At 71.2% G+C, this 19,102-nt stretch carries 18 protein-coding genes; 13 read left to right on the top strand and 5 right to left on the bottom strand.

The genetic code is table 11. The features are described from left to right. Window positions 1–223: 223 nt before the first annotated feature. Genes O3T09_RS09395 through O3T09_RS09380 form a run of 4 tightly spaced genes read left to right on the top strand, consistent with a single transcriptional unit; the run spans window position 224 to window position 5,826 of the window. The gene (locus tag O3T09_RS09395) at window positions 224–838 is read left to right on the top strand and encodes an MFS transporter (protein WP_222119664.1); all 615 of its coding nucleotides are present in this window, start codon (window positions 224–226) and stop codon (window positions 836–838) included. A gap of 18 nt (window positions 839–856) precedes the next feature. Continuing rightward, window positions 857–2,545, top strand: coding sequence for an amidohydrolase (locus O3T09_RS09390; protein WP_101967780.1), 1,689 nt, complete (start codon window positions 857–859; stop codon window positions 2,543–2,545). Between the two features lie 33 nt (window positions 2,546–2,578). Then, a complete protein-coding gene (locus O3T09_RS09385; protein WP_269295508.1) occupies window positions 2,579–4,246 on the top strand; it encodes a thiamine pyrophosphate-binding protein in 1,668 nt (555 codons plus the stop codon). Beyond that, window positions 4,243–5,826 carry an amidohydrolase gene (locus tag O3T09_RS09380; RefSeq protein ID WP_269295507.1) on the top strand — a complete coding sequence of 528 codons (1,584 nt, stop codon included), beginning with the start codon at window positions 4,243–4,245 and terminating at the stop codon, window positions 5,824–5,826. The genes O3T09_RS09385 and O3T09_RS09380 overlap by 4 nt, the downstream gene beginning before the upstream one ends. Window positions 5,827–6,012: 186 nt before the next feature. On the opposite strand, the gene trpB is transcribed toward O3T09_RS09380, so the two are convergent. Continuing rightward, on the bottom strand, window positions 6,013–7,314 hold the full coding sequence (trpB, locus tag O3T09_RS09375) for a tryptophan synthase subunit beta (RefSeq protein ID WP_222115549.1): 1,302 nt from the start codon (window positions 7,312–7,314) through the stop codon (window positions 6,013–6,015). A gap of 248 nt (window positions 7,315–7,562) precedes the next feature. Between trpB and O3T09_RS09370 the strand changes: the two genes are divergently transcribed. The 3 genes from O3T09_RS09370 (at window position 7,563) to O3T09_RS09360 (ending at window position 9,842) form a co-directional block, all read left to right on the top strand. Beyond that, window positions 7,563–8,138: a hypothetical protein gene (locus O3T09_RS09370; RefSeq protein ID WP_069941221.1), complete on the top strand. Its 576-nt coding sequence runs from the start codon at window positions 7,563–7,565 to the stop codon at window positions 8,136–8,138. A 91-nt stretch (window positions 8,139–8,229) separates the two neighbouring features. Next, a complete protein-coding gene (locus tag O3T09_RS09365) occupies window positions 8,230–8,793 on the top strand; it encodes a GNAT family N-acetyltransferase (RefSeq protein ID WP_269295506.1) in 564 nt (187 codons plus the stop codon). 17 nt (window positions 8,794–8,810) lie between these two features. Next, complete coding sequence (locus tag O3T09_RS09360) at window positions 8,811–9,842, top strand: DMT family transporter (RefSeq protein WP_269295505.1); 1,032 nt, start codon at window positions 8,811–8,813, stop codon at window positions 9,840–9,842. Between the two features lie 39 nt (window positions 9,843–9,881). On the opposite strand, the gene O3T09_RS09355 is transcribed toward O3T09_RS09360, so the two are convergent. After that, the gene (locus O3T09_RS09355; RefSeq protein ID WP_036318039.1) at window positions 9,882–11,117 is read right to left on the bottom strand and encodes an MFS transporter; all 1,236 of its coding nucleotides are present in this window, start codon (window positions 11,115–11,117) and stop codon (window positions 9,882–9,884) included. 24 nt (window positions 11,118–11,141) lie between these two features. On the opposite strand from O3T09_RS09355, the gene O3T09_RS09350 reads away from it, so the two are divergent. Then, window positions 11,142–11,651 (top strand): MarR family winged helix-turn-helix transcriptional regulator, encoded by a 510-nt coding sequence (locus O3T09_RS09350; protein WP_036318042.1) that lies wholly within the window; start codon window positions 11,142–11,144, stop codon window positions 11,649–11,651. 15 nt (window positions 11,652–11,666) lie between these two features. Here O3T09_RS09350 and O3T09_RS09345 read toward each other — a convergent pair whose 3' ends face one another. Then, entirely contained in the window at window positions 11,667–12,485 is an 819-nt protein-coding gene (locus O3T09_RS09345) for a spermidine synthase (protein ID WP_036318045.1), read from the bottom strand. A gap of 35 nt (window positions 12,486–12,520) precedes the next feature. Between O3T09_RS09345 and O3T09_RS09340 the strand changes: the two genes are divergently transcribed. Further along, window positions 12,521–12,775 carry a glutaredoxin family protein gene (locus O3T09_RS09340; protein ID WP_020624868.1) on the top strand — a complete coding sequence of 85 codons (255 nt, stop codon included), beginning with the start codon at window positions 12,521–12,523 and terminating at the stop codon, window positions 12,773–12,775. A 71-nt stretch (window positions 12,776–12,846) separates the two neighbouring features. Beyond that, window positions 12,847–13,326 carry an SRPBCC family protein gene (locus O3T09_RS09335; RefSeq protein WP_051995337.1) on the top strand — a complete coding sequence of 160 codons (480 nt, stop codon included), beginning with the start codon at window positions 12,847–12,849 and terminating at the stop codon, window positions 13,324–13,326. 161 nt (window positions 13,327–13,487) lie between these two features. Here O3T09_RS09335 and O3T09_RS09330 read toward each other — a convergent pair whose 3' ends face one another. Both O3T09_RS09330 and O3T09_RS09325 read right to left on the bottom strand, forming a co-directional pair. Continuing rightward, window positions 13,488–14,786, bottom strand: a complete 1,299-nt coding sequence (locus O3T09_RS09330) for a fatty acid desaturase family protein (RefSeq protein WP_061873189.1) — start codon at window positions 14,784–14,786, stop codon at window positions 13,488–13,490. 67 nt (window positions 14,787–14,853) lie between these two features. After that, window positions 14,854–15,906: a ferredoxin reductase gene (locus O3T09_RS09325; protein ID WP_036314533.1), complete on the bottom strand. Its 1,053-nt coding sequence runs from the start codon at window positions 15,904–15,906 to the stop codon at window positions 14,854–14,856. Window positions 15,907–15,992: 86 nt separating this feature from the next. On the opposite strand from O3T09_RS09325, the gene O3T09_RS09320 reads away from it, so the two are divergent. The 3 genes from O3T09_RS09320 to O3T09_RS09310 all read left to right on the top strand — a co-directional run bounded on the left by O3T09_RS09320 (window position 15,993) and on the right by O3T09_RS09310 (window position 19,058). Continuing rightward, window positions 15,993–17,231, top strand: a complete 1,239-nt coding sequence (locus O3T09_RS09320; protein ID WP_036314531.1) for a PucR family transcriptional regulator — start codon at window positions 15,993–15,995, stop codon at window positions 17,229–17,231. Window positions 17,232–17,330: 99 nt separating this feature from the next. After that, the gene (locus tag O3T09_RS09315; protein WP_010079880.1) at window positions 17,331–17,675 is read left to right on the top strand and encodes a hypothetical protein; all 345 of its coding nucleotides are present in this window, start codon (window positions 17,331–17,333) and stop codon (window positions 17,673–17,675) included. Between the two features lie 267 nt (window positions 17,676–17,942). Further along, complete coding sequence (locus tag O3T09_RS09310; protein WP_036314529.1) at window positions 17,943–19,058, top strand: type I restriction endonuclease; 1,116 nt, start codon at window positions 17,943–17,945, stop codon at window positions 19,056–19,058. Window positions 19,059–19,102 lie beyond the last annotated feature (44 nt).

The following is a 19,102-nucleotide window of genomic DNA, read 5'->3' as shown; positions in this document are numbered from 1 at the left end:
CCGGCTCGTCGAAGGCCAGGCCGTCACGAACTGGAAGCAGGCCCTCGCCCAGCTCGCCGCGGCCTACCCCGACCGGATCAACCCCTACCTGTGACCACCCCGCTTACACAGACAAGTTGACACGCCCGAGGAAACACCGGTCTTCCAGGAGGAGGCCGCTGTCGATCCGGCCGCCCATCGTGAACTGCCGCTGAAGCTGGCCATCCGGCGCAATTGGAAGGCAATGCTGCTGGGCATGGGCTTGATCCCGGTGTCCACCGGCGGGTACTACATCGTCACCACCTTCGCCACCTCGTACGGCACCGAGCCAGCCTTCGGCATCGGCATCTCCGAGCACTTGATGCTCAACATCCTGTCCGTGGCAGCCCTGGGCGAGCTCGTCTCGACGTTGTTCATCGGAGTCATGGCCGACCGTATTGGCCGCAAGAAGACGATGGTCGCTGCACTGGTGCTGACCTCCGTGCTGGTGATGCCGATGTTCCTCAGCATGTCCCCGGAGAATCCGCTGCTGATGTTCGTACTGTTCACGGCCTTCCGGATCGCGATGAACGGCACTTGGGCTCCCCTGGCGTCGATCATGTCCCAGATGTTTGACGCCGAATCGCGGCAGAGTGCGCTTTCCGTCTCCTACGGCTTGGGCAACGCGATTTGGGCTGGTCTGTCACCCGTCGTGGCCACGGCCCTGTTCGCAGCGACTGGGACCATCTGGTCGGTGATCCTGCTGTACATGGGCATGGCCACGCTGAGCATGGTGTGCCTGGTGCTCGCCCCCCAGATCCGCGACAACGTCTTCGACGTCGACCACGAGACCCCGGCCGCTGCGACCGTCGCGCGCTGAGACACGAAAGGACACGGCTTGCGCAAGATCAACACCTTGGACGCTCCCCCCACCGACTACCGCCCCACCCTGGTCACCGCCTCTACTATCCACGCTGTCGACCCTGCGTTCGCCGACACGCGGCCGACCGCGTTGTTGCTGGCCGGCGATCGCATCGTGGCAGTGGGTACTGAACAGCACTGCCGCGAGGTCAATGAGGGCAAGGGGCTGCCCGCCCCCCGAGTCCTGGATTTCGGCGCGAGCACGCTGATTCCGGGTTTCATCGATCCCCATGCTCATCCTTTGATGCACGGGCAGATGAAGACCTGGGTAGACTGCGGGCCCGCCCAAGCGGCATCGATACCGGAGATCGTCCAGCAGCTGCGCCGGCGCGCTGATCAGGCCGCCGGCAACGGGCCGATCCGCGGCTACGGCTATGAACACCGCAACCTCGTCGAGCGGCGCCACCCCACTCGGCATGAACTGGACCAGGTTGCCACGGACCGTGAGGTGTATCTGATGAACGCCTCCGGCCATGGCGGCGTGGTCAACACCTTCACCCTGAACAAGTACGGCATCACCCGGGACACCCCCAATCCCCCGGGCGGGGAGTTCTTCCGCGACGAGGCCGGGGAGCTGACCGGCGAGCTCTCCGATGCCGCCTGCAACATCCTCACCGGAGTGGAGGGCGTCAAGGTCGGCAACCACGGTCCTAACCTGCACCTGGGCGACAGTCTCGAAGACCACATCCAACAACTGGCGCTGGCCCAGCAGTCCTTCGCTGCCGGAGGCGTGACCACTGTCGGCGACGCTCAGGTCACACGTCGTGAGTTCGACATGTACCTGCACCTGGCCGAGCGGGGGGAACTGAAAATCCGCTACGCCATGTACCTGCTGTCCTCCCTCCTGGAGGAGGGACTCGAGATCGGCATGCGCGGGGCCTTCGGCAACAGCATGCTCTCCTTCGCGGGGTTCAAGTTCTACGCAGACGGCACCCTGGGTGGGTGGACCGCCTACTTCCCGGACGGGTACGTGGGCGACCCTTGCCGCACCGGCATGCTCTACCACGAGCCGGCCGAGTACGCCGAGCTCGTCGGCAGAGCCCATCGCGCCGGGCTGCAAACCGCCACTCATGCACAGTCGCCCGATGCGATCGAGATGGTGATCAGCACGATCGAGCAGGTTCAGAGGGATCACCCGCGCGAGGACTGTCGGCACCGCATCGAACACTGTGGACTGCCCACCCCCGAGCAAATCACCCGGATGGCCGCCGCCGGCATCCTGCCGGTGAACCAACCTCAGCACTATTACAACTGGGGATCCGGTGTCACCGACGCGATTGGCACCCCAGGGGAGAGGTTCAACCCGCTCGGGGAATTCGTCGACGCCGGTGTCCCGGTCACGCTCAGCTCAGACGCCCCCGTTGCCGATCCGTTGCCACTGCAGGCCGTCCAAACTGCGGTCACCCGAACTACTGCCCGTGGCGACCGGCTCGGTCCGGACACGTTACGAATCAGCGCCGAGCGCGCCCTGCAGGCCCACACCCTCGCCGGTGCGCGCGTCCTGGGGCGGGAAAGTGATCTGGGCAGCCTCACCCCGGGCAAGCGCGCTGACTTCGTGGTGCTCGGCGCTGACCCACTGGCCGTGGACGCCGCGACCATCCAGGACATCCCGGTGTTGTCGACGTGGGTGGGCGGGGTTTCCGTCTACATCGCGGACAACGCCTGAGCAAGTAGAGCGCCCAAGGAACCAAGGAACATCATGATTAACTCCGCCACGACCGACAGTGCCATGACAGAGACCACGTGCCAGAACAATGTGGCCCTCGCCGTACTGACCACCCTGCGCAACTACGGAATCGACACTGTCTTCGGCATCCCCGGAACGCACAATCTGGAGCTGTACCGGGCCCTGCCCCGGCTGGGCATTCGCGCGGTGACGAACCGTCATGAGCAAGGCAGTGGGTACGGAGCTGACGGCTGGTCACTGCAGACCGGCCTTCCCGGTGTGGTGATCACGACCTCAGGGCCGGGTTTGCTGAACGCGTTGTCTTCTGTGGCCACCGCATATGCTGAGTCCCGACCGATGATCGTGCTCACCCCCGGACCCTCGCTCGGGGAAGAGTTCGCGGACATGGGTGCCCTGCATGAGACCAAGGACTCTCAAGCCGCAGCTGAGGCCGTCGCCGAGTGGTCCCGCCGGGTGTCCAGCGCTCCGGAGGCGGTGCGGGCCGTGCACGAGGCCTTCGAGCTGTTCCGCACTGGTCGGCCCCGTCCGGTGGTCATCGAGATCCCCCTCGATGTCCTCGAGGCCCCCATTGACCTCGGCCAGCTCGACTTGGGGGCGCGTCCATTGCCCGCTGCCCGGCGCGCACCTGAGGACCAGGTCCAGGAGGCGGCGCGCCTGCTCAGCTCGGCCACCAGCCCTGTGATCGTCTACGGCGGCGGGTCCCTGGGCGCCGGACACCGATTGGTCACGCTTGCGGAACTGGCCGACGCCCCCGTGGTGACCACGCTCAACGGGCGCGCTGCCATCCCTGAGACGCACCCGTTGTCCCTGGGCGCCGCGCTCAGGTTGAAGACAGCCCAGGCCGTGGTGAATGCCGCGGACGTGCTGATCGTGGTCGGGTCCAAGGTCGGCGAGGCGGAACTGTGGTGGGGGCCCCTGTCGCCCTCGGGCGTGGTGGTGCGCATCGACCGCCTGCAGTCCCAGCTGCACAAGAATCTTCCAGCCCAAGTGGGCATTGCCGCAGACGCCGAGGCTGTTGTCGACCAACTCATAGAGGCGTTGACGCCGCTTGATCGAAAGGAGCGGAGAGTTAGTGGCGCCCGGCGCGCCGCCGAGGTGCGCACGGCCATTGAGGCCGAGTCCAGGGACTGGAGTCCGGCCGTGGTCGCAGTCTCCGAAGCCATCGCTGCGGCACTGCCGGATGATGTCATCCTCGGGGCGGACTCATCACAGATCTGCTACTACGGCACGGCGAACCATATTCCGCTGGCTCGGCGGAACTCCTACCTGTACATGGCAACCTACGCCACGCTGGGGTATGGGCTGCCGGCCTCGATAGGGGCGGGCATCGCCGACGATTCCCGCCCGGTCGTTTGCGTCGTCGGAGACGGCGCGCTCATGTTCTCCATTCAGGAGCTCGTCACCGCTGTCGAACAGCGGTTTGACCTCGTTGTCGTCGTGGTAGACAACGGCGGATATAAGGAGATCGAGGAGAACGAGGCTTCCGTCGGCATCGCCCCGATCGGGGTCCGCCTCACCCAGCCCGATTGGGCCGCGCTAGCTCAGGCATTCGGGGCCACGGGTCGTCGTATCGCGAGTCCCGGGGAACTCGAACCAGCCGTGGCCGCGGCGGTCTCCGCTGGCGGCGTTCAGCTCGTGCACGTGCCGCTGGCCCTGTTCTCTGAGGAGGCCACCCGATGAGCATCCTCACATTCCAGGCCAAGCAGACCGCCCGGCAGTGGATCGACGATCACTTCACCGAGCTCTCCACCTGGCATCAGCACATCTGGAACCTGGCCGAGCCAGCTTGGCGTGAGTTCGAATCCGCCGCCTGGTATGTGGACCTGTTGACCTCTTACGGGTTCACCGTGGAGTCCGGCTCGGCGGGTATGCCCACCGCGTTCTGCGCGGAATGGACCCACGGCGAGGGGCCCACGCTGTTGACCTATGCCGAGTACGACGCGGTCCCGGGGAACTGCCAAGCACCCGACACCCGGGCCGCCGCCCGGGAGGGGCTGGACACACATGCGCCTGGGCACACGGACCCGCATTCGGTGCTTGGGATCTCTACCCTCGCCGGGCTCTTGGCCACCCAGCACGCCATGCGCCAGCACGACATCCCCGGCACGCTGCGGTACACAGGTGAACCGGCCGAGAAGATGCACGGGTCCAAGGTCGTTCACGGGCTGCGCGGCTACTACGAAAACGTGGACGCGATCGTCAGCTTCCATCCCTTCTACATGCTGCCTCTGTGCAACACGGCCCGCTGGGACACCCAGTGCGGTGCGTATTACTCGAAGGTATACGAGTTCGTCTGCGAGGAGCCCGAGACCTGGCAGACGAGTGGTAGCCCGGAGTCCCCCATCCCCGCCTCGCACTCGGCCGCCCGTGCCCCCGGGGCCAACGTTGCCCTGATGCAGATGTATTCGGCCTCCCGGATCATGCAGGACGCCATGCTGCCCAGCTTCGGCGGCTGGAGTCTCTCGGACGCCATCCTGGCCTCAGGCCAGGCCACCGCCGACAACCTGCCCGCCCGTGTGGCCCGCATCCAATACTCATGGCGCACACCGGACATCGACATGGCCGAGCACATCCTGCAGGTGCTCGACCGCAACGCCGAGCATGCCGCCGCGATGGCACACTGCCGGGTCGACGAGACGTGGGTGGCCCGGTCTCGGCCCGGGCTGACCAATCACGCGCTCGCCCAGGCCCTGTACGCCAATCTCGAAGAAGTCGGTGCCCCCCAGTACGGTCCGGATGCGGTTGCCGTTGCGCAGTCCATCCAGCGCGAACTGGGCCTGGCGCCGATGGACCGGCCCTTCCTGGAGGAATGCCAATCGCTCATCACCCCGCAGGACGCCGAACGGGGCCTGCGCGAGCACCTGGCACCCTGGCAGTTGAACTGGACCAGCGACGACTACGTGGAGATGACCCACTATGCCCCGACCGTGCGCTTCTACATCTCGCGTCCGGCCCTGAAGCAGGCCCAGGGGGAAGCTCCCTACCCGGCTTGGGTGATGAACGCCCTGGGCGGCATCCCGGCCACCATCGATCCGACCATCGACGTGGCGGGCAAGACCATCAGCGGGACCTTCATCGATCTGCTGACCGACCCTTCTCTGTTGAGTGACGCCGCCGAGGAGTTCGCCCGCCGCAAGGCAGAGCGAGGTTGCGCACCGCTACTGCCGGCCAGCTTCGAACCGCCCATCAATGTCCTGTGGCCCGAGTACGTCCGGGACCGGGAGGGGCAGCGTCGGTGGCTTGGCACTGCGGACGTGTGAGCTTCCACCCGTACCCGTCGTGCAGTCCGGGCTGACCCGTCGACTAGAGGGTCACCATGTCTAGACCACGCGACGGCGCATGCCGCGTGAGGCTGGCTGTCGCCGAGACATGCACCAGCGTCTCGTTGGCACCTCGCGGGCGGCGGCGTCATGGCGCCAGGCTAGCCATGACGCCGCCGCCCCAGCTCACCGCACGACCTCGTCCGCCTCGCCCGTGAGACCGAGCTTCTCGGCCACGTAGTCCACGTCCTTGTCCCCGCGGCCGGAGAGGTTGACGAGGATCCGCTCGTCCCGGCCCATCTGCGGGGCGAGGCGGATCGCGCGCGCCACGGCGTGCGCGGACTCGAGCGCGGGGATGACGCCCTCGAGCCGCGTGAGCCGCTGGAACGCGTCGAGCACGGCCGCGTCGTCCTCGGCCACGTACCGGACACGGCCGACGCGCGCGAAGTGGGCGTGCTGTGGGCCGACGCCCGGGTAGTCCAGGCCCGAGGCGATCGAGTGCACGGGGTCCGGGGTGCCGTCGTCGTCGGCGAGGACGAGGGTGGCCATGCCGTGGAGGACGCCGTCGCGGCCCTGGGTCATGGTCATCGCGTGCTCGCCCTTGGCCGAGGAGCGTCCGCCGGGCTCGACGCCCACGAGCGCGACGTCGGCGTCGTCGAGGAACGCGGTGAACGCGCCGATCGCGTTGGAGCCGCCGCCCACCGCGGCGACGACGGCGCTGGGCAGCGCCCCGAACCGCTCCTGGAACTGGGCGCGGGCCTCGCGGCCGACCACGGACTGGAAGTCGCGGATCATCGTGGGGAACGGGTGCGGGCCCACCACGGAGCCGATCGCGAACAGGTACTTCTCCGGGTTCGCCGCGTACACCTCGAACGCCGAGTCCACGGCCTCCTTCAGGGAGCGGCCCTCGCGCTCCACCGAGACGACCTTCGTGCCGAGCAGGCGCATGCGCACCACGTTGGGGTGCTGCTTGGCCACGTCGATCGCGCCCATGTGGATCTCGCAGTCGAGGCCGACCATCGCGGCCGCCGTCGCCAGGGCCACGCCGTGCTGGCCGGCGCCGGTCTCCGCGATCAGGCTGCGCTTGCCCATGCGCTTGGCGAGCAGCGCCTCGCCGATCGTGTGGTTGATCTTGTGGGCGCCCGTGTGGTTCAGGTCCTCGCGCTTGAGCACGATCCGTGCGCCGCCGAGCTCGTCGGAGAGGCGGTCCAGCGGGGTCAGGGGGGAGGGGCGCCCGACGGCGTCGCGCAGCAGGCGTCGGTATTCGGCGTAGAACTCGGGGTCCTGGCGCGCCTCGGCGTACGCGCGGGCGACCTCGGCCATGGGGCCGGCCAGCTGCGGGGGCAGGTGGGCGCCGCCGTACTGGCCGAACATGCCGTCCGCGGAGACGTCCAGGTCCGGGGTGGTGACGAGGTCGCAGGCCTCGGCGAGGGTGCGGGGCTCGGGGGCGCCTCTCAGGGCGTTGTCCTCGGGGTTGCGGTGGGTCATCGGGGGTCCTCCTGGGATGGGGCCCGCCGGAGCCGCTCATGACCGAGTCGCCCGGCAGGCGAGCGGCTCGTCGTGTCAGATGCGCATGACCGGGGCCGCCCTCAGGCGGTCCACCACTGCTGCGCGTGCATCTGCATGGGGCCAGCGTACTGCACGTCGGGGGAGGCGTGAGTCTCACCATGTGGCTGCAAATCTCAGAATATGGACGCCGCTCCCCGTCTCAGTGAATCGCGATTCACCCTGGATCCATGACCATCACCGCCGTCGACACCCCGTCCCTGACCGCCGAGGCCGCCGCTGTGCTCGCCGCCACTCCGGGCATGCGGTACGCCGAGTTCCTCACCGCCGCCCCCGCAGTGCCCGGCATCGTGGCCGTGGTGGCCGAGGAGTCAGCCCGTGCCGCCCTGGGCCTCACCCCCGCCGCCGGTGACGTCCTCGCCGTCGACGTGGCCGACGAGAGCCTGCAGTGCCGCGAGGTGCGCGCCGCCTTTCAGTCCGGTCGTACCGGCGTCTCACCGCTGCGCCAGGCGTTCGCCGCCCTGCTGGCGGGCGAGCTCGGCCTGGATGTGGAGCGCACCAGCCCGGGTGCGGCGGGGGTGGGCTTCGCCCTCACCCCGGAGTCCGAGGAGACGCTCACGGCGTGGATGCGGGAGCACCTGACGCTGCGCGCCTGGGTCGCCCAGGACGCCTCCGCCCTCGAGGGGGTCGCCCGAGAGGTGGCCGCCGATCTCGCCCCGGCCCTGCAGCCGGGCGCTCTGGAGGCCCCTGTGGCGCAGCGGGTCGCGGCCATGCGGGCCTCCGCCCGCCGTTCCGCCACGCTCTGAGCCGGCCGGTCGCCCGGGCGACGCCCTCGCCCGTGGCGCTCGGTCTCGTCGTGCCGGGAGATCGCCCCGAGGCCGCTGACAGGATGGGTGCATGAAGCACGAGATCGTCCTCACCCGCGGGGACCTCACCCTGCGCCCCCTCGCCCCCGAGGACGGCCCCGCCCTGCGTGAGCTCGTCGACGCGGCCATGTGGGCGGGGAACAGCGCGCCCCTGCCGGTGGACGGCGCGGCCATGTCCGCACACCTCGCCGAGCTGATCGAGCGGGAGGGCACCTTCGCGTTCGCCGTCGAGCAGGGCGGGGAGCTGGTGGGGCGCACGAGCCTCTATGACCTGGTACCGGGGCTGCGGGTGGAGGTGGGGCACACGGTCTACGCCCGTCGGGTGTGGGGCACCTCCGTGAACCCCGGCTGCAAGCTGCTGCTGTTCGGGCACGCGTTCGAGAAATGGGCGCTGGAGCGGGTGGCCCTGCGCTGCGACCACCGCAACGCCCGTTCACACGCCGCCATCGCCCGCCTGGGGGCGACGTTCGAGGGCACTCTGCGCCGCTTCCGCCCGGCGGCGGACGGCACGATCGCCGACGTCGACTACTTCAGCGTGGTGCGCGAGGAGTGGCCCGCGGTGCGCGCCGGGCTCGAGGCGCGCCTGACCGCCTAGGAGTGTACAACGGGGGGATGCCACCCGAATCCTCTGTCCCGTCCGCCGAGCGCGGGCCCTCCCGCCCCCGCCCGGCCGCCGTCGCCGCCCGCCCGGAGGCCCCTTCCCCGCGGGCGACCGCCCTGCTGTTCGCGCTCGCGGTGGCCGCCGGCTCCGTGATGCCGTTGCAGGGCCGCATCAACTCCCGCCTCGCCCACCTGACGGGCGACCCCGTCCTCGCCGCGCTGTGCTCCTTCGCGGCGGGCCTGGTCGTCATGGTGCTCGTGAGCGTGCTGACGCCGCGGGGCCGCCGGGGCCTGGCCCGCATCCGCCCGGCCCTCGCCGCGGGGTCCGTGCGCCCGTGGTACGCGGTGGCGGGCGTGATCGGCGGACTCCTGGTGCTCACCCAGTCCGCGACGATCGGCCCCCTCGGCGTGGCCGTGTTCACGGTCGCCGTGGTCACCGGGCAGGTGGTCGGCGGGATGGTCGTGGACCGGCTCGGGCTCAGCCCCGCCGGGGTGCAGCGCCTGACGCCGCGGCGCCTCACGGGGGCGGCGCTCGCCCTGGCCGCGGTCGCCCTCGTGGTGTGGCCCAAGCTCGGCGAGGCCGGCGGCGGGCCCGGCTGGGCGCTGCTGGCCCTGCTGCCCCTGCTGGCCGGCCTGGCCACCGCCGGACAGCAGGTGTTCAACGCCCGTCAGGCCACGGCCTACGGCACCGCCATCCCGGCGACCCTGGTCAACTTCACCGCCGGCGTCCTCTTCCTCGGGATCGTGTGGGGCGGGATCGTCCTGGCCTCCGGCCACGGCATGCCCGCGCTGCCGCACGACTGGCGGCTCTACCTCGGCGGCCCGCTGGGGTGCGTATTCATCGGGGTGGGCGCCATGGTCGTCCCGCGCCTGGGCGTCTTCGCCGCCACCCTCGGCCTGGTCTCGGGCAACCTCCTGGGCTCCCTCATGGTGGACCTGGTGGCCCCCACCGACGGATCCACGGTCACCACGACGACGGTGCTGGGCACCCTGGGCGCCCTCGCCGCCGTCACGCTTGCGTCCTGGCCGGCGCGGCGCCGGTAGCGCCGCCCGCGGCGACAGCCCGCGGTCACCGCGCGGGACTCAGGCGCGGGCCACGGTCCCCCGCCGCCCGTGCCGGCGACCGTGCATCACGAAGTAGTACCCGGCGGCGATCACCAGCACACCCGCCAGGGCCGCGTACATGGCGCCGTAGCCGGCGGAGGCCACGAGTCCGCCGAGGAGCACGGGGCCCAGGCCCAGCCCCACGTCCGCGAACAGCATGAGGGTGGAGATGCCGGCGCCGAGCTGGTGGGAGGGCACCGCGTTCACGGCGATCGCCTGGGCCGCGGGCATGAGCGTGCCGTAGCCGAGGCCGCTCAGCGCCCCGGCCAGCACCACCTGCCAGTCGCGCGTGGCGAAGGCCAGCACCAGGAGCGCGGCCGTGAAGCAGAGGAGTGCGGGGTAGACGACGGCGTCGTCCCCCCGGCGGTCCTGCAGGGTGCCCAGGGTGAGGCGCATGACGAGCATCGCCGCGGCGTAGGCCAGGAAGAAGAGGCCGGCGCCGGCCGTGAGCCCGCGCTCCACCGAGTAGGCGTTCAGGTAGGTGAGGATCCCGGCGTAGCTCAGGCCCACCAGCAGCATGAAGCCACTGATCGGCAGCACCGCCGGGTGCAGCACGGAGCGCAGGCGGAAGCCCACCGCGGGGGCGGGGTGCTCCAGGGGGACCTCGCCGGCGGCGCGCTCGCCGTCGACGCCCGCCGCGGCGGGCGCCTCGCGCACCAGCAGGCCCAGCACGAGGCTGACCACCGTGATCCCCAGAGTCGCCCGGAACAGCCACACGTAGCCGATGGAGCCGGCGAGGAAGAGCCCCAGGGCGGGGCCGATCGCGGTGGCCAGGGTGGTGCCCAGCGCGAGGTGGCCGGTGGCCTCCGCGCGTCGCCCGTCGGGGATGGCCGCCTGGGCCAGGGCCATGACGGCGGTGCTGGCGAAGGCGTAGCTGGCACCGTGGAGCATGCGCACCGCCACCAGGGCCGGCAGCGAGGAGGCGACGAGGTAGAGCGTGCAGGACAGCGCGACGGCGACCAGGGCCACCACCAGGACGCGGCGCTTGCCGAAGCGGTCCACCACGTGGCCGGTGACCACGCGGCTGAGGGTGGCGCCGATGACGAAGGCGCTCGAGGCCAGCCCCGCCCCGGCGTCCGAGGCGGCGAACTGCCGGACCGCGTACACGGCCATGGTGGTGACGAGGGCGTAGAACGCGAGGAACTGGAGGAAGGAGACCACCCAGGCGAGGACGAAGGTGGGGGAGGCGATGCGTTCCTGCTCGGCGATTTGCATGATGCAAAAGGTAGCATCGTTTGCATGATGCAATCATCTGAGGGGGCGTGGGTCGACCCGGTCGAAGGGATCATGTACGAGCACATGCTCCTGCTGCGGGTGGCCACGCAGGGGGTGGCCCCCTACGGCCGGTCGAGCGCGCTGGAGCGCAGCGCCACCGTGCTGCTCGCCCGCCTGGAGGCGGGCGGGGCCATGAGCATCGCCGAGCTGGCCGAGGCCTTCGACCTCGACGTCTCCACCGTCCACCGGCAGGTGGCCGCCGCCATGAAGGCCGGCCTCGTCGAGCGGGTGGTGGACCCCGACGGCGGCTCCGCCCGGCTGCACCGTCCCACGGAGGAGGGACGCGCCCGCCTCGCCGCGGAGCTGAGCTCCCGCGCGGACAACGTGGCGCAGATCGTCTCCTCCTGGCCCGCCGAGGACGTCGTCGAGTTCAGCAGGCTCCTGCGGCGTTTCAACGAGGGGGCGGAGGAGCGCCGGGGCCACCCGTGGCCCCGACCGCAGACGGGCCCCGGTGCGGAGGACCCCCGGCTCTGAGCACCGCGCCCGCCCTCAGGCGCGACGGATGCGGTCGGCCAGCGCGGCCGACTCCGCCGGGTCCAGCACGGCCGCCGGATGCGGCCCCGCCGCGGCGAGGCGCTCCGTGCAGCCGGCCTCTCCCAGCGGCGCCCCCGCGGCCAGCACGACGTTGCCCCAGTCCAGGCGCTCCAGCATCCCCTGGTCCGCGAGCGTCCACGGGCCGGGCACCCCGGCCTCGGCGGCCGCCTCCTCGAGGGCGCCCAGCTCGGCGCCCAGGAAGCGCAGGCCGGCGTCGTCGCCGATGTTCACCAGCAGCACCCCGCCCGCCGTCAGCAGCTCGAGCAGCTCCCCGTAGAACACGGCGCCGCGCAGGTGCTCGGCGCCCTCCTCGCCGGTGCCGATGTCCAGCACGACGGCGTCGAACCGCTCCCCGTCCAGCGCGAGGTCGACGGCGGCCAGGCGCGCGTCCGCGACCACGGAGACGAGGTCCGTGCCCGCCGGCAGGGGCAGCTCGGCGAGCACGAAGGACACGAGCTCCCGGTCCAGGTCGACCACCGTCTGCTCCGAGCCGGGCCGGGTCGCCTGGAGGTAGCGCGGCAGGGTCAGCGCGCCCGCGCCGAGGTGCAGGACCCGCACCGGCGCGCCCGCCGGAGCGACGCCGTCGAGCACGTGGGCCATGCGGCGCAGGTACTCGTAGCGAATGCGCAAGGGGTCGGCCAGGTCCACGTGGGACTGGACGGCCCCGCCGATCTCCAGGACGAACCCGCCGAACTCGTCGGGGGCGATGCGGGCGTCCACGCCCGACGTGGACAGGTGGACGGTGCGGCCGGAGGGGGAGGGCTGGGCGGGCATGCCCCCAGCATCCCACCCCTCAGTACGCTGGACGGATGAGTCAGAACGTCCTCACCGTCTACGGCGCCGACTGGTGCCGCGACTGCCTGCGCACCAAGCGCCAGCTCGACGAGCTCGGCGTCGCCTACGACTACGTGGACCTCGTCGCCGACCCGGCCCAGGCCGATGCCGCCGAGCGGATCTCCGGCCGGAAGAACATCCCCGTGGTCGTGTTCCCCGACGGCGACCACCAGGTGGAGCCGACCAACGAGGAGACCGCGGCCAAGCTCACCGCGCTGGGCCTGATCTGAGGTCGGGCCGCCCCCGGCGCGAGCCCCGCCGGCGCTCTCGGTGGGCGCGCACCGGGGTCTACGCTCTCCCCATGGAGCACATCGACGAGACCGCCCTGCCCGCCCCCGAGGACCGCGTCGTGTCCGCGACCCGTCACGTCGACGCGCCGGCCGGCGTCGTCTTCGAGCTGATCGCGGACCCGGCCCGCCAGCCCGAGTGGGACGGCAACGACAACCTGGCCGAGGCCGCCCCCGGGCAGCGGGTGACCGCCGTCGGGGACGTGTTCGTCATGACCCTGCAGAAGGGCGTGGACCGCGCGAACCACGTGGTCGAGTTCGAGGAGGGCCGTCGCATCGCCTGGAAGCCCTCCGAGGTCGGCGGGGAGCCGTTCGGCCAGCTGTGGCGGTGGGAGGTCGACGGCGACGACGACGGCGGCTGCCGCGTCACCCACACCTATGACTGGACGCGGCTCGCCGACCCGAAGCGCATCCAGAAGGCGCTGCGGACCGGCGAAGAGCAGCTCCGCGCGTCGATCGACCGGCTCGCGGAGCTGGCCGAGCGCCAGGGCTGACCGGCCTGCCTCGGCTCATACGGAATCCGTTGCGGTTCTGACCCTTCTGACGGCCGAACCGGCGGCCAGAAGGGTCAGATCCGCAGAAGATCCGGCCCCGGCCCCGGCCCCGGCCCGGGCGCGGGACGGTGCCGACGTGGTCTGCCCCGTCGTGCGCCGCTTCACGGCAGCGCCAGCCGGAACACCTTCTTCCACGCGGAGCCCACCTGCCGCAGCAGCGGGCCGGTCGTGTACGGCAGGCCGTAGCGGGCGCAGATCTCGCGGACCCTGGGCGCCACCTCGGCGTACCGGCTGGACGGCAGGTCCGGGAACAGGTGGTGCTCCACCTGGTGGGAGAGGTTGCCGGTCATGAAGTGCATCAGCTTCGAACCGGAGATGTTCGCGGAGCCGATCATCTGCCGCACGTACCAGTCGCCGCGGGTCTCGCCGTCCACCATCTCCTCGGAGAACGTCTCCGCACCCTCCGGAAAGTGCCCGCAGAAGATGACCGCGTGCGCCCAGATGTTGCGCAGGCCGTTGGCCAGCAGCGTGCCCGCGAGCGTGGCCTTGCCCGAGCCCGTCAGCACCTCGGCGACGGCCGGCGTGGCCACGTAGTCCTTGGCGAACTGCCGGGCCGCCTTGACGCCCACGGAGCGCAGATCCGTCATCAGCTCCTCGCGGGACTTCTCGCCGCTCTGCACGCGGTCCAGCTCGAGGTCGTAGAGGGCGATGCCCCACTCGAAGATCGGCGCCAGCCCCGCATTGATCACGGGGTTGAGCAGGTGGCGGGGCCGCCACGGCTCGGACTCGTCCATGCGCAGGACGTTGTAGCCCACGTCGCGGTCCTTGCCCACCACGTTGGTCCAGCGGTGGTGCAGGTCGTTGTGGGTGTTCTGCCACGCCCGCGACGGCGTCACGAAGTCCCACTCCCACGTGGTGGAGTGGATGTCCGGGTCGCGCATCCAGTCCCACTGGCCGTGGAGCACGTTGTGCCCGATCTCCATGTTCTCCACGATCTTCGCGACCGTGAGCATGGCTGTGCCCGCCACGAACGCGGCGGGGTGGCGTGCGTTGAGCAGGAGGGCGCGGCCGCCGAGCTCGAGCCGGCGCTGCCAGCGGATGACGCGGCGGATGTAGGCCGCATCGGAGGCGCCGCGGCGGGCGAGCACGTCGTCGCGGATCGCGTCCAGCTCACGGCCCAGCTCGGCCACCTGCGCGTCCGTCAGGTGGGCGGCGCCGGGCGGGCGCACCGCCGGGCTCCCGACGACGCCCGGCAGCCCCGGCGTCGTGGCGGCGGCGGTGGAGCGGGACGTGGCGGCACGGGACTCGGCGGTGTGGGGAGCCCAGCTCGTGGTGTCGGGGCGGTCCTGCGGCAGGACCCGGGCGGCGCGGCCGCGCACGGTGGTGCCGGGGATGGCCAGGGCCAGATCGTCCGGGGCGGTGGCGCCGGTGCGGTCGGGGGCGGTGGGGGTCTGGGTCATGTGATGCTCCTGGGGGCGGGAGGCGGGGATGGTCAGGGAGGCCCGGGTCGCGGGCCGGGCGTCAGGTTCACAGGCCGAGGCTCAGCGGGCCGGCGGCGGCGCTCACGCAGGTCTGGATCAGTTCGCCGGGCTCGCCGTGCACCTGTCCGGTCCGCAGGTCCGTGACCTGGCCCGAGCGCAGCGGCGTGAGGCATGCGTGGCAGATGCCCATGCGGCAGCCGGCGGGCGCGGCGACGCCGGCGTCCTCGGCCACCACGAGCAGCGGCACGTCGCCGGGGGCGTCCACCTCGACGTCGGCGTGCTCGAACACCACGCGGCCGCCGGCCCCCGCCACGCCCGGGGCGAAGTCGGCCTGGAACCGCTCGATGGTGAGGTCCGCGGCCGCCTCGCGCCGCCACAGGGCCTCGGCGTCGTCGAGGAACCCGGCCGGCCCGCACGCGTAGGCGGCCCGCTCGCGCCAGTCGGGGCAGAGGCCCTCGAGCTGCGCGGGGGAGGAGAGGTCGAGGCGGCCCGCCTCCGCGGTGTGGTGGTGCACCACGCGCAGGCCCGGGAACTGGTCGGCCAGCTCGGCCAGCTCCTCGCGGAACAGGGCGTCCTCGGGGGTGCGGGAGGAGTGGATGAGCACCACGTCGGCATCCCGGCGCGTCGGCACGAGCGTGCGGATCATGGACATCACCGGGGTCAGGCCTGAGCCGGCGGTGAGCATGAGCAGCGGGCGCGGCTCGTCCGGCAGGGTGAAGTCGCCCTCGGGGATGTCGAGGAAGAGGACGTCGCCGGGCTTCGTGTGGCGCACGAGCGTGCCGGAGACGAGGCCGATGTCGGACACCGTGATCTCCGGGTCCGCGCCCGCGGGGGCGGAGAGCGAGTAGGAGCGCCACTGCCGCACCCCGTCCACGTCGACGCCGATGCGTGCCCACTGGCCGGCGTCGTGGGCCCGCCAACCCGGTCCGGGACGGAACGCGATGGTGACGGCGCCGGGCGTCGCGCGGGCGACGGAGGTGACCACCCCGCGCAGCTGGCGGGAGGAGTGCACGGGGTCGAACAGGCCGAGGACGTCCTGCGGTGTGAGCGGGTGCAGGAGCGTCGTGACCAGGCGGGTGAGCAGGAAGGGGCCGGGCATGCCCCCACGCTATGGCACAGCGCGCCATGATTCTTCATGTCGGACGTACGATCGACCCGCAGGATTCATCGTGAGGAGACAAGATCATGGCCTCAACCCCCGCCCCGACGCGCGGCACCGACTGGCACCCGCCGTGGCTGTCCCTGCCTTCGGACCTCCCCGGCCGGCTGGCCCCCGCGATCCCGGCCATCATGCAGCGCATCATCGAGACGGTGCCGGAGCAGATCCCGGCGTACGTGAGCGCCCGGGACGGCCGCTACGGCGAGAACCTGACGCGCGGGGTGACCGCGGCGCTCGAGCAGCTGATGAGCCTGCCAGGCACCGCCCGTCCCGCGCTCAGCCCCGAGACGCGGGCGCTCATGGCCTACCTGGGCGCGGGGGAGTTCCGGGAGGGCCGCACGATGGACGCCCTGCTCGGCGCTTACCGGGCCTCCGCACGGATCGTGTTCCGGGACCTGTCCGCCGAATGCGCCCACCTCGGCATGGGCATGTCCGTGGTGATCGACCTCGGCGAGTCCATCTGGGCCTACATCGACGAGCTCTCCTCGGTCAGCGCCCAGGCGTACGCGGAGGCGCAGTCCGCCCAGGCGGGCGTGCTCGAGCTGCACCGCGCCGCCCTCGCCACCGCCCTGGTCCGGGGCGGGACCGAGGAGAAGGAGGTGCAACGGCTGGCCGCGCTCGCGGACTGGCGGCTGCCGCGCCGGCTGGCGGTGGTGGTGCTGCCCGCGGACGCCGGCGTCGCCGTCCGGGAGAGGCTGGGCCGGGCCGGGCTCGTGGTGGAGCGGGACTCGGAGGTGGTCGCCGTGATCGACGCGACGCCCTCCCAGGGCCGCCGCGAGCGCATGCTGCGCCTGCTGGCGGGGACGGCCGCCGTCGTCGGGCCGGCCGTGGACTGGCCGCTCGTGCCCCACTCCTACCGGGTGGCCCGCACGCTGGCCGTCCAGGAGGCGGCGGGCCGGACGGCGGAGCCCGCGCAGGGGGAGGACGACGACGGCGCCCCGTCCCCGATCCTCGCCGCGGACCACCTGGCGCGCGTGGTGCTGGGGGCCGAGCCGCGCGTCGTGACGCAGCTGGCCGAACGCGTGCTGGCGCCCCTGGACGAGGTGAGCGAGGCGAAGCGGGCGGTGCTGGAGGAGACCCTGCTCGCCTGGCTCACGCACTGGGGCCAGCGGGCGCCGATCGCCGCGGAGCTCGGCGTGCACCCCCAGACCGTGGGGTACCGGGTGGGCCGGCTGCGCGAGCTGTTCGGGGAGGCCCTCGAGGACCCCGACGCGCGGTTCGACCTGGAGATCGTGCTGCGGGCGCGGCGGGACGGGGTCGGGTGAGCGGGGCGGCAGGGGGTGCCGTCTGACGGGGGCCTTCACTAGCGTGGGTGGACCACGCATCCCGACGAGGGACCCCGACGAGAGAAGAGGGACAGTGCCATGACGAACGCCCCGAACCGCGACGAGCTCCCCCTGCCGGACTACGACCACATCCCCAACGGCACGCTGCCGACCCGGATCACCGGCCTCGACGAGTCGCAGGTGGAGCAGCTGCTCGCCTACGAGCGCGCCCACGGCGACCGCCTGCCCGTGGTGCAGGTCCTCGAGACGCGGCTCGAGGCGCTGCGCTCCGGCGCCCAGCCCTCCGGCGATCAGGTGCCGGACACCCCGGAGGTCGGCGGCTCCCGCACCGGCTCGCCCGTGACCCCGGAGACGAGCGGCCCGCCCGTGGAGCCCCTGAGCCGCGGCATCCCGGCCGACCCGCAGCACCCCGGCAACCGCTGAGCCGGCCGGGCGTCGCCTGACAGGGCGGCCCCCCGCGGAACGCGGCCACGACGCCCCGTCTCCTTCCTGTGAGAGGCGACGCGTCGTGGCCGCCTCGCGTTCCGGGCGATCCCGCGGCCCGGCCACGGAGCGCCTGCGAGGGTCCCCGTAGCGTGTTTGTGAGCTGGGTTATATTTCGACACAGCTGCGGCGGGCCTTCGGGCGCTGACGTGCGAGGCTGCCGGATTCCCGGCTGTCCGGCTCCTACTCACGGATGGGTGAAACGGCATGACTGAATTCGAGGACAAGCTTGCGCAAGTGGCTCGGCGAGCCCGCGACTACGCAAGCTCCCTGGACACGGAAGAGGCGACGAAGAACGCGCTCGTCATGCCATTCATCTCGCAGGTGTTGGGCTACGACGTGTTCGATCCCCAGGAGGTCGTCCCGGAGTTCGTCGCAGATCTGGGCCTGAAGAAGGGGGAGAAGATCGACTACGCCATCATGCGGGAGGGGAAGGTCAACATCCTCGTGGAGGCCAAGAAGGTCGGCTCGGAGCTGTCCCTGGCGCACGCGAGCCAGCTGGTGCGCTACTTCCACACCAGTGAAGCGCGGATCGGCGTGCTCACCAACGGGCGGGTGTGGAACTTCTACACGGACCTCGACAAGGCCAACATCCTCGACGAGCGTCCGTTCCTCGTCCTCGATCTTCTGGACATCGACCCGGTCACCGTGCCGAAGCTCGAGCAGCTGGCGAAGGGATCCTTCGATCTCGACTCGGTCATCGCCGCAGCCGAGGAGCTGAAGTACGTATCGGCCATCAAGCGCGAGATTTCTGCCGAGATGGCTGCGCCGAGCGATGAGTTGGTGAAGGTCCTCGCCAAGCGCGTGTACTCCGGGTACATGAACGCCAAGGCGGTGGAGACCTTCACCCGGCTCACCGAGGAGGCTGCGCGCCAGTACATCAACGATCGCGTCAACGCGCGGCTGAAGACTGCCCTGGGCGACCAGGTCGCTCCGGTACTGGCGGCTCCCGCTGAGCCCGTGGCCACCGGCGATCAGACGGTCCTGTCCGACGAGGAGAACGGTCAGGAGGGCCAGCTCAAGCCGGGCGTGGTGACGACCGAAGAGGAGATCGAGGGTTTCCGCATCATCAAGGCGATTCTCGCCGGAATCGTGCCGATGAACCGCGTCTACATGCGCGACGCAGCCTCGTACTGCAGCGTCATCCTGGACGACAACAATCGGAAGCCGATCGCGCGCCTTCACTTCGACGGGAAGGTGAAATATCTGGTGCTGTTCGATGCGGACAAGAACAGGACGCGGGCCGACCTCGAGAACTTGGAGGACATCTACGAATCCGCCGAGGCACTGCGGAGCGTCGTCAGCTCCTACGTCGGGGCCTGAGCGGACTCTGACCCGCCTACTGACCGGATCCGGCCCGCGGGCGG

This window comes from Micrococcus sp. H39-S4, assembly GCF_027158145.1.
GTDB lineage: Bacteria > Actinomycetota > Actinomycetes > Actinomycetales > Micrococcaceae > Micrococcus > Micrococcus luteus.
The sequence above is the reverse complement of the archived record's forward strand: the minus strand, read 5'-3'. Positions and strand labels throughout refer to the sequence as shown.

What these genes read in the sequence shown, in the direction of transcription:
- O3T09_RS09350 (WP_036318042.1), top strand. Translation starts at nt 11,142, where the DNA reads ATGATGCAATCATCTGAGGGGGCGTGGGTCGACCCGGTCGAAGGGATC.
- O3T09_RS09370 (WP_069941221.1), top strand. Translation starts at nt 7,563, where the DNA reads ATGACCATCACCGCCGTCGACACCCCGTCCCTGACCGCCGAGGCCGCC.
- O3T09_RS09340 (WP_020624868.1), top strand. Translation starts at nt 12,521, where the DNA reads ATGAGTCAGAACGTCCTCACCGTCTACGGCGCCGACTGGTGCCGCGAC.
- trpB (WP_222115549.1), bottom strand. Translation starts at nt 7,314, where the DNA reads ATGACCCACCGCAACCCCGAGGACAACGCCCTGAGAGGCGCCCCCGAG.
- O3T09_RS09345 (WP_036318045.1), bottom strand. Translation starts at nt 12,485, where the DNA reads ATGCCCGCCCAGCCCTCCCCCTCCGGCCGCACCGTCCACCTGTCCACG.
- O3T09_RS09395 (WP_222119664.1), top strand. Translation starts at nt 224, where the DNA reads ATGCTGCTGGGCATGGGCTTGATCCCGGTGTCCACCGGCGGGTACTAC.
- O3T09_RS09320 (WP_036314531.1), top strand. Translation starts at nt 15,993, where the DNA reads ATGGCCTCAACCCCCGCCCCGACGCGCGGCACCGACTGGCACCCGCCG.
- O3T09_RS09330 (WP_061873189.1), bottom strand. Translation starts at nt 14,786, where the DNA reads ATGACCCAGACCCCCACCGCCCCCGACCGCACCGGCGCCACCGCCCCG.
- O3T09_RS09355 (WP_036318039.1), bottom strand. Translation starts at nt 11,117, where the DNA reads ATGCAAATCGCCGAGCAGGAACGCATCGCCTCCCCCACCTTCGTCCTC.
- O3T09_RS09335 (WP_051995337.1), top strand. Translation starts at nt 12,847, where the DNA reads ATGGAGCACATCGACGAGACCGCCCTGCCCGCCCCCGAGGACCGCGTC.
- O3T09_RS09385 (WP_269295508.1), top strand. Translation starts at nt 2,579, where the DNA reads ATGATTAACTCCGCCACGACCGACAGTGCCATGACAGAGACCACGTGC.
- O3T09_RS09380 (WP_269295507.1), top strand. Translation starts at nt 4,243, where the DNA reads ATGAGCATCCTCACATTCCAGGCCAAGCAGACCGCCCGGCAGTGGATC.
- O3T09_RS09365 (WP_269295506.1), top strand. Translation starts at nt 8,230, where the DNA reads ATGAAGCACGAGATCGTCCTCACCCGCGGGGACCTCACCCTGCGCCCC.
- O3T09_RS09325 (WP_036314533.1), bottom strand. Translation starts at nt 15,906, where the DNA reads ATGCCCGGCCCCTTCCTGCTCACCCGCCTGGTCACGACGCTCCTGCAC.
- O3T09_RS09315 (WP_010079880.1), top strand. Translation starts at nt 17,331, where the DNA reads ATGACGAACGCCCCGAACCGCGACGAGCTCCCCCTGCCGGACTACGAC.
- O3T09_RS09310 (WP_036314529.1), top strand. Translation starts at nt 17,943, where the DNA reads ATGACTGAATTCGAGGACAAGCTTGCGCAAGTGGCTCGGCGAGCCCGC.
- O3T09_RS09360 (WP_269295505.1), top strand. Translation starts at nt 8,811, where the DNA reads ATGCCACCCGAATCCTCTGTCCCGTCCGCCGAGCGCGGGCCCTCCCGC.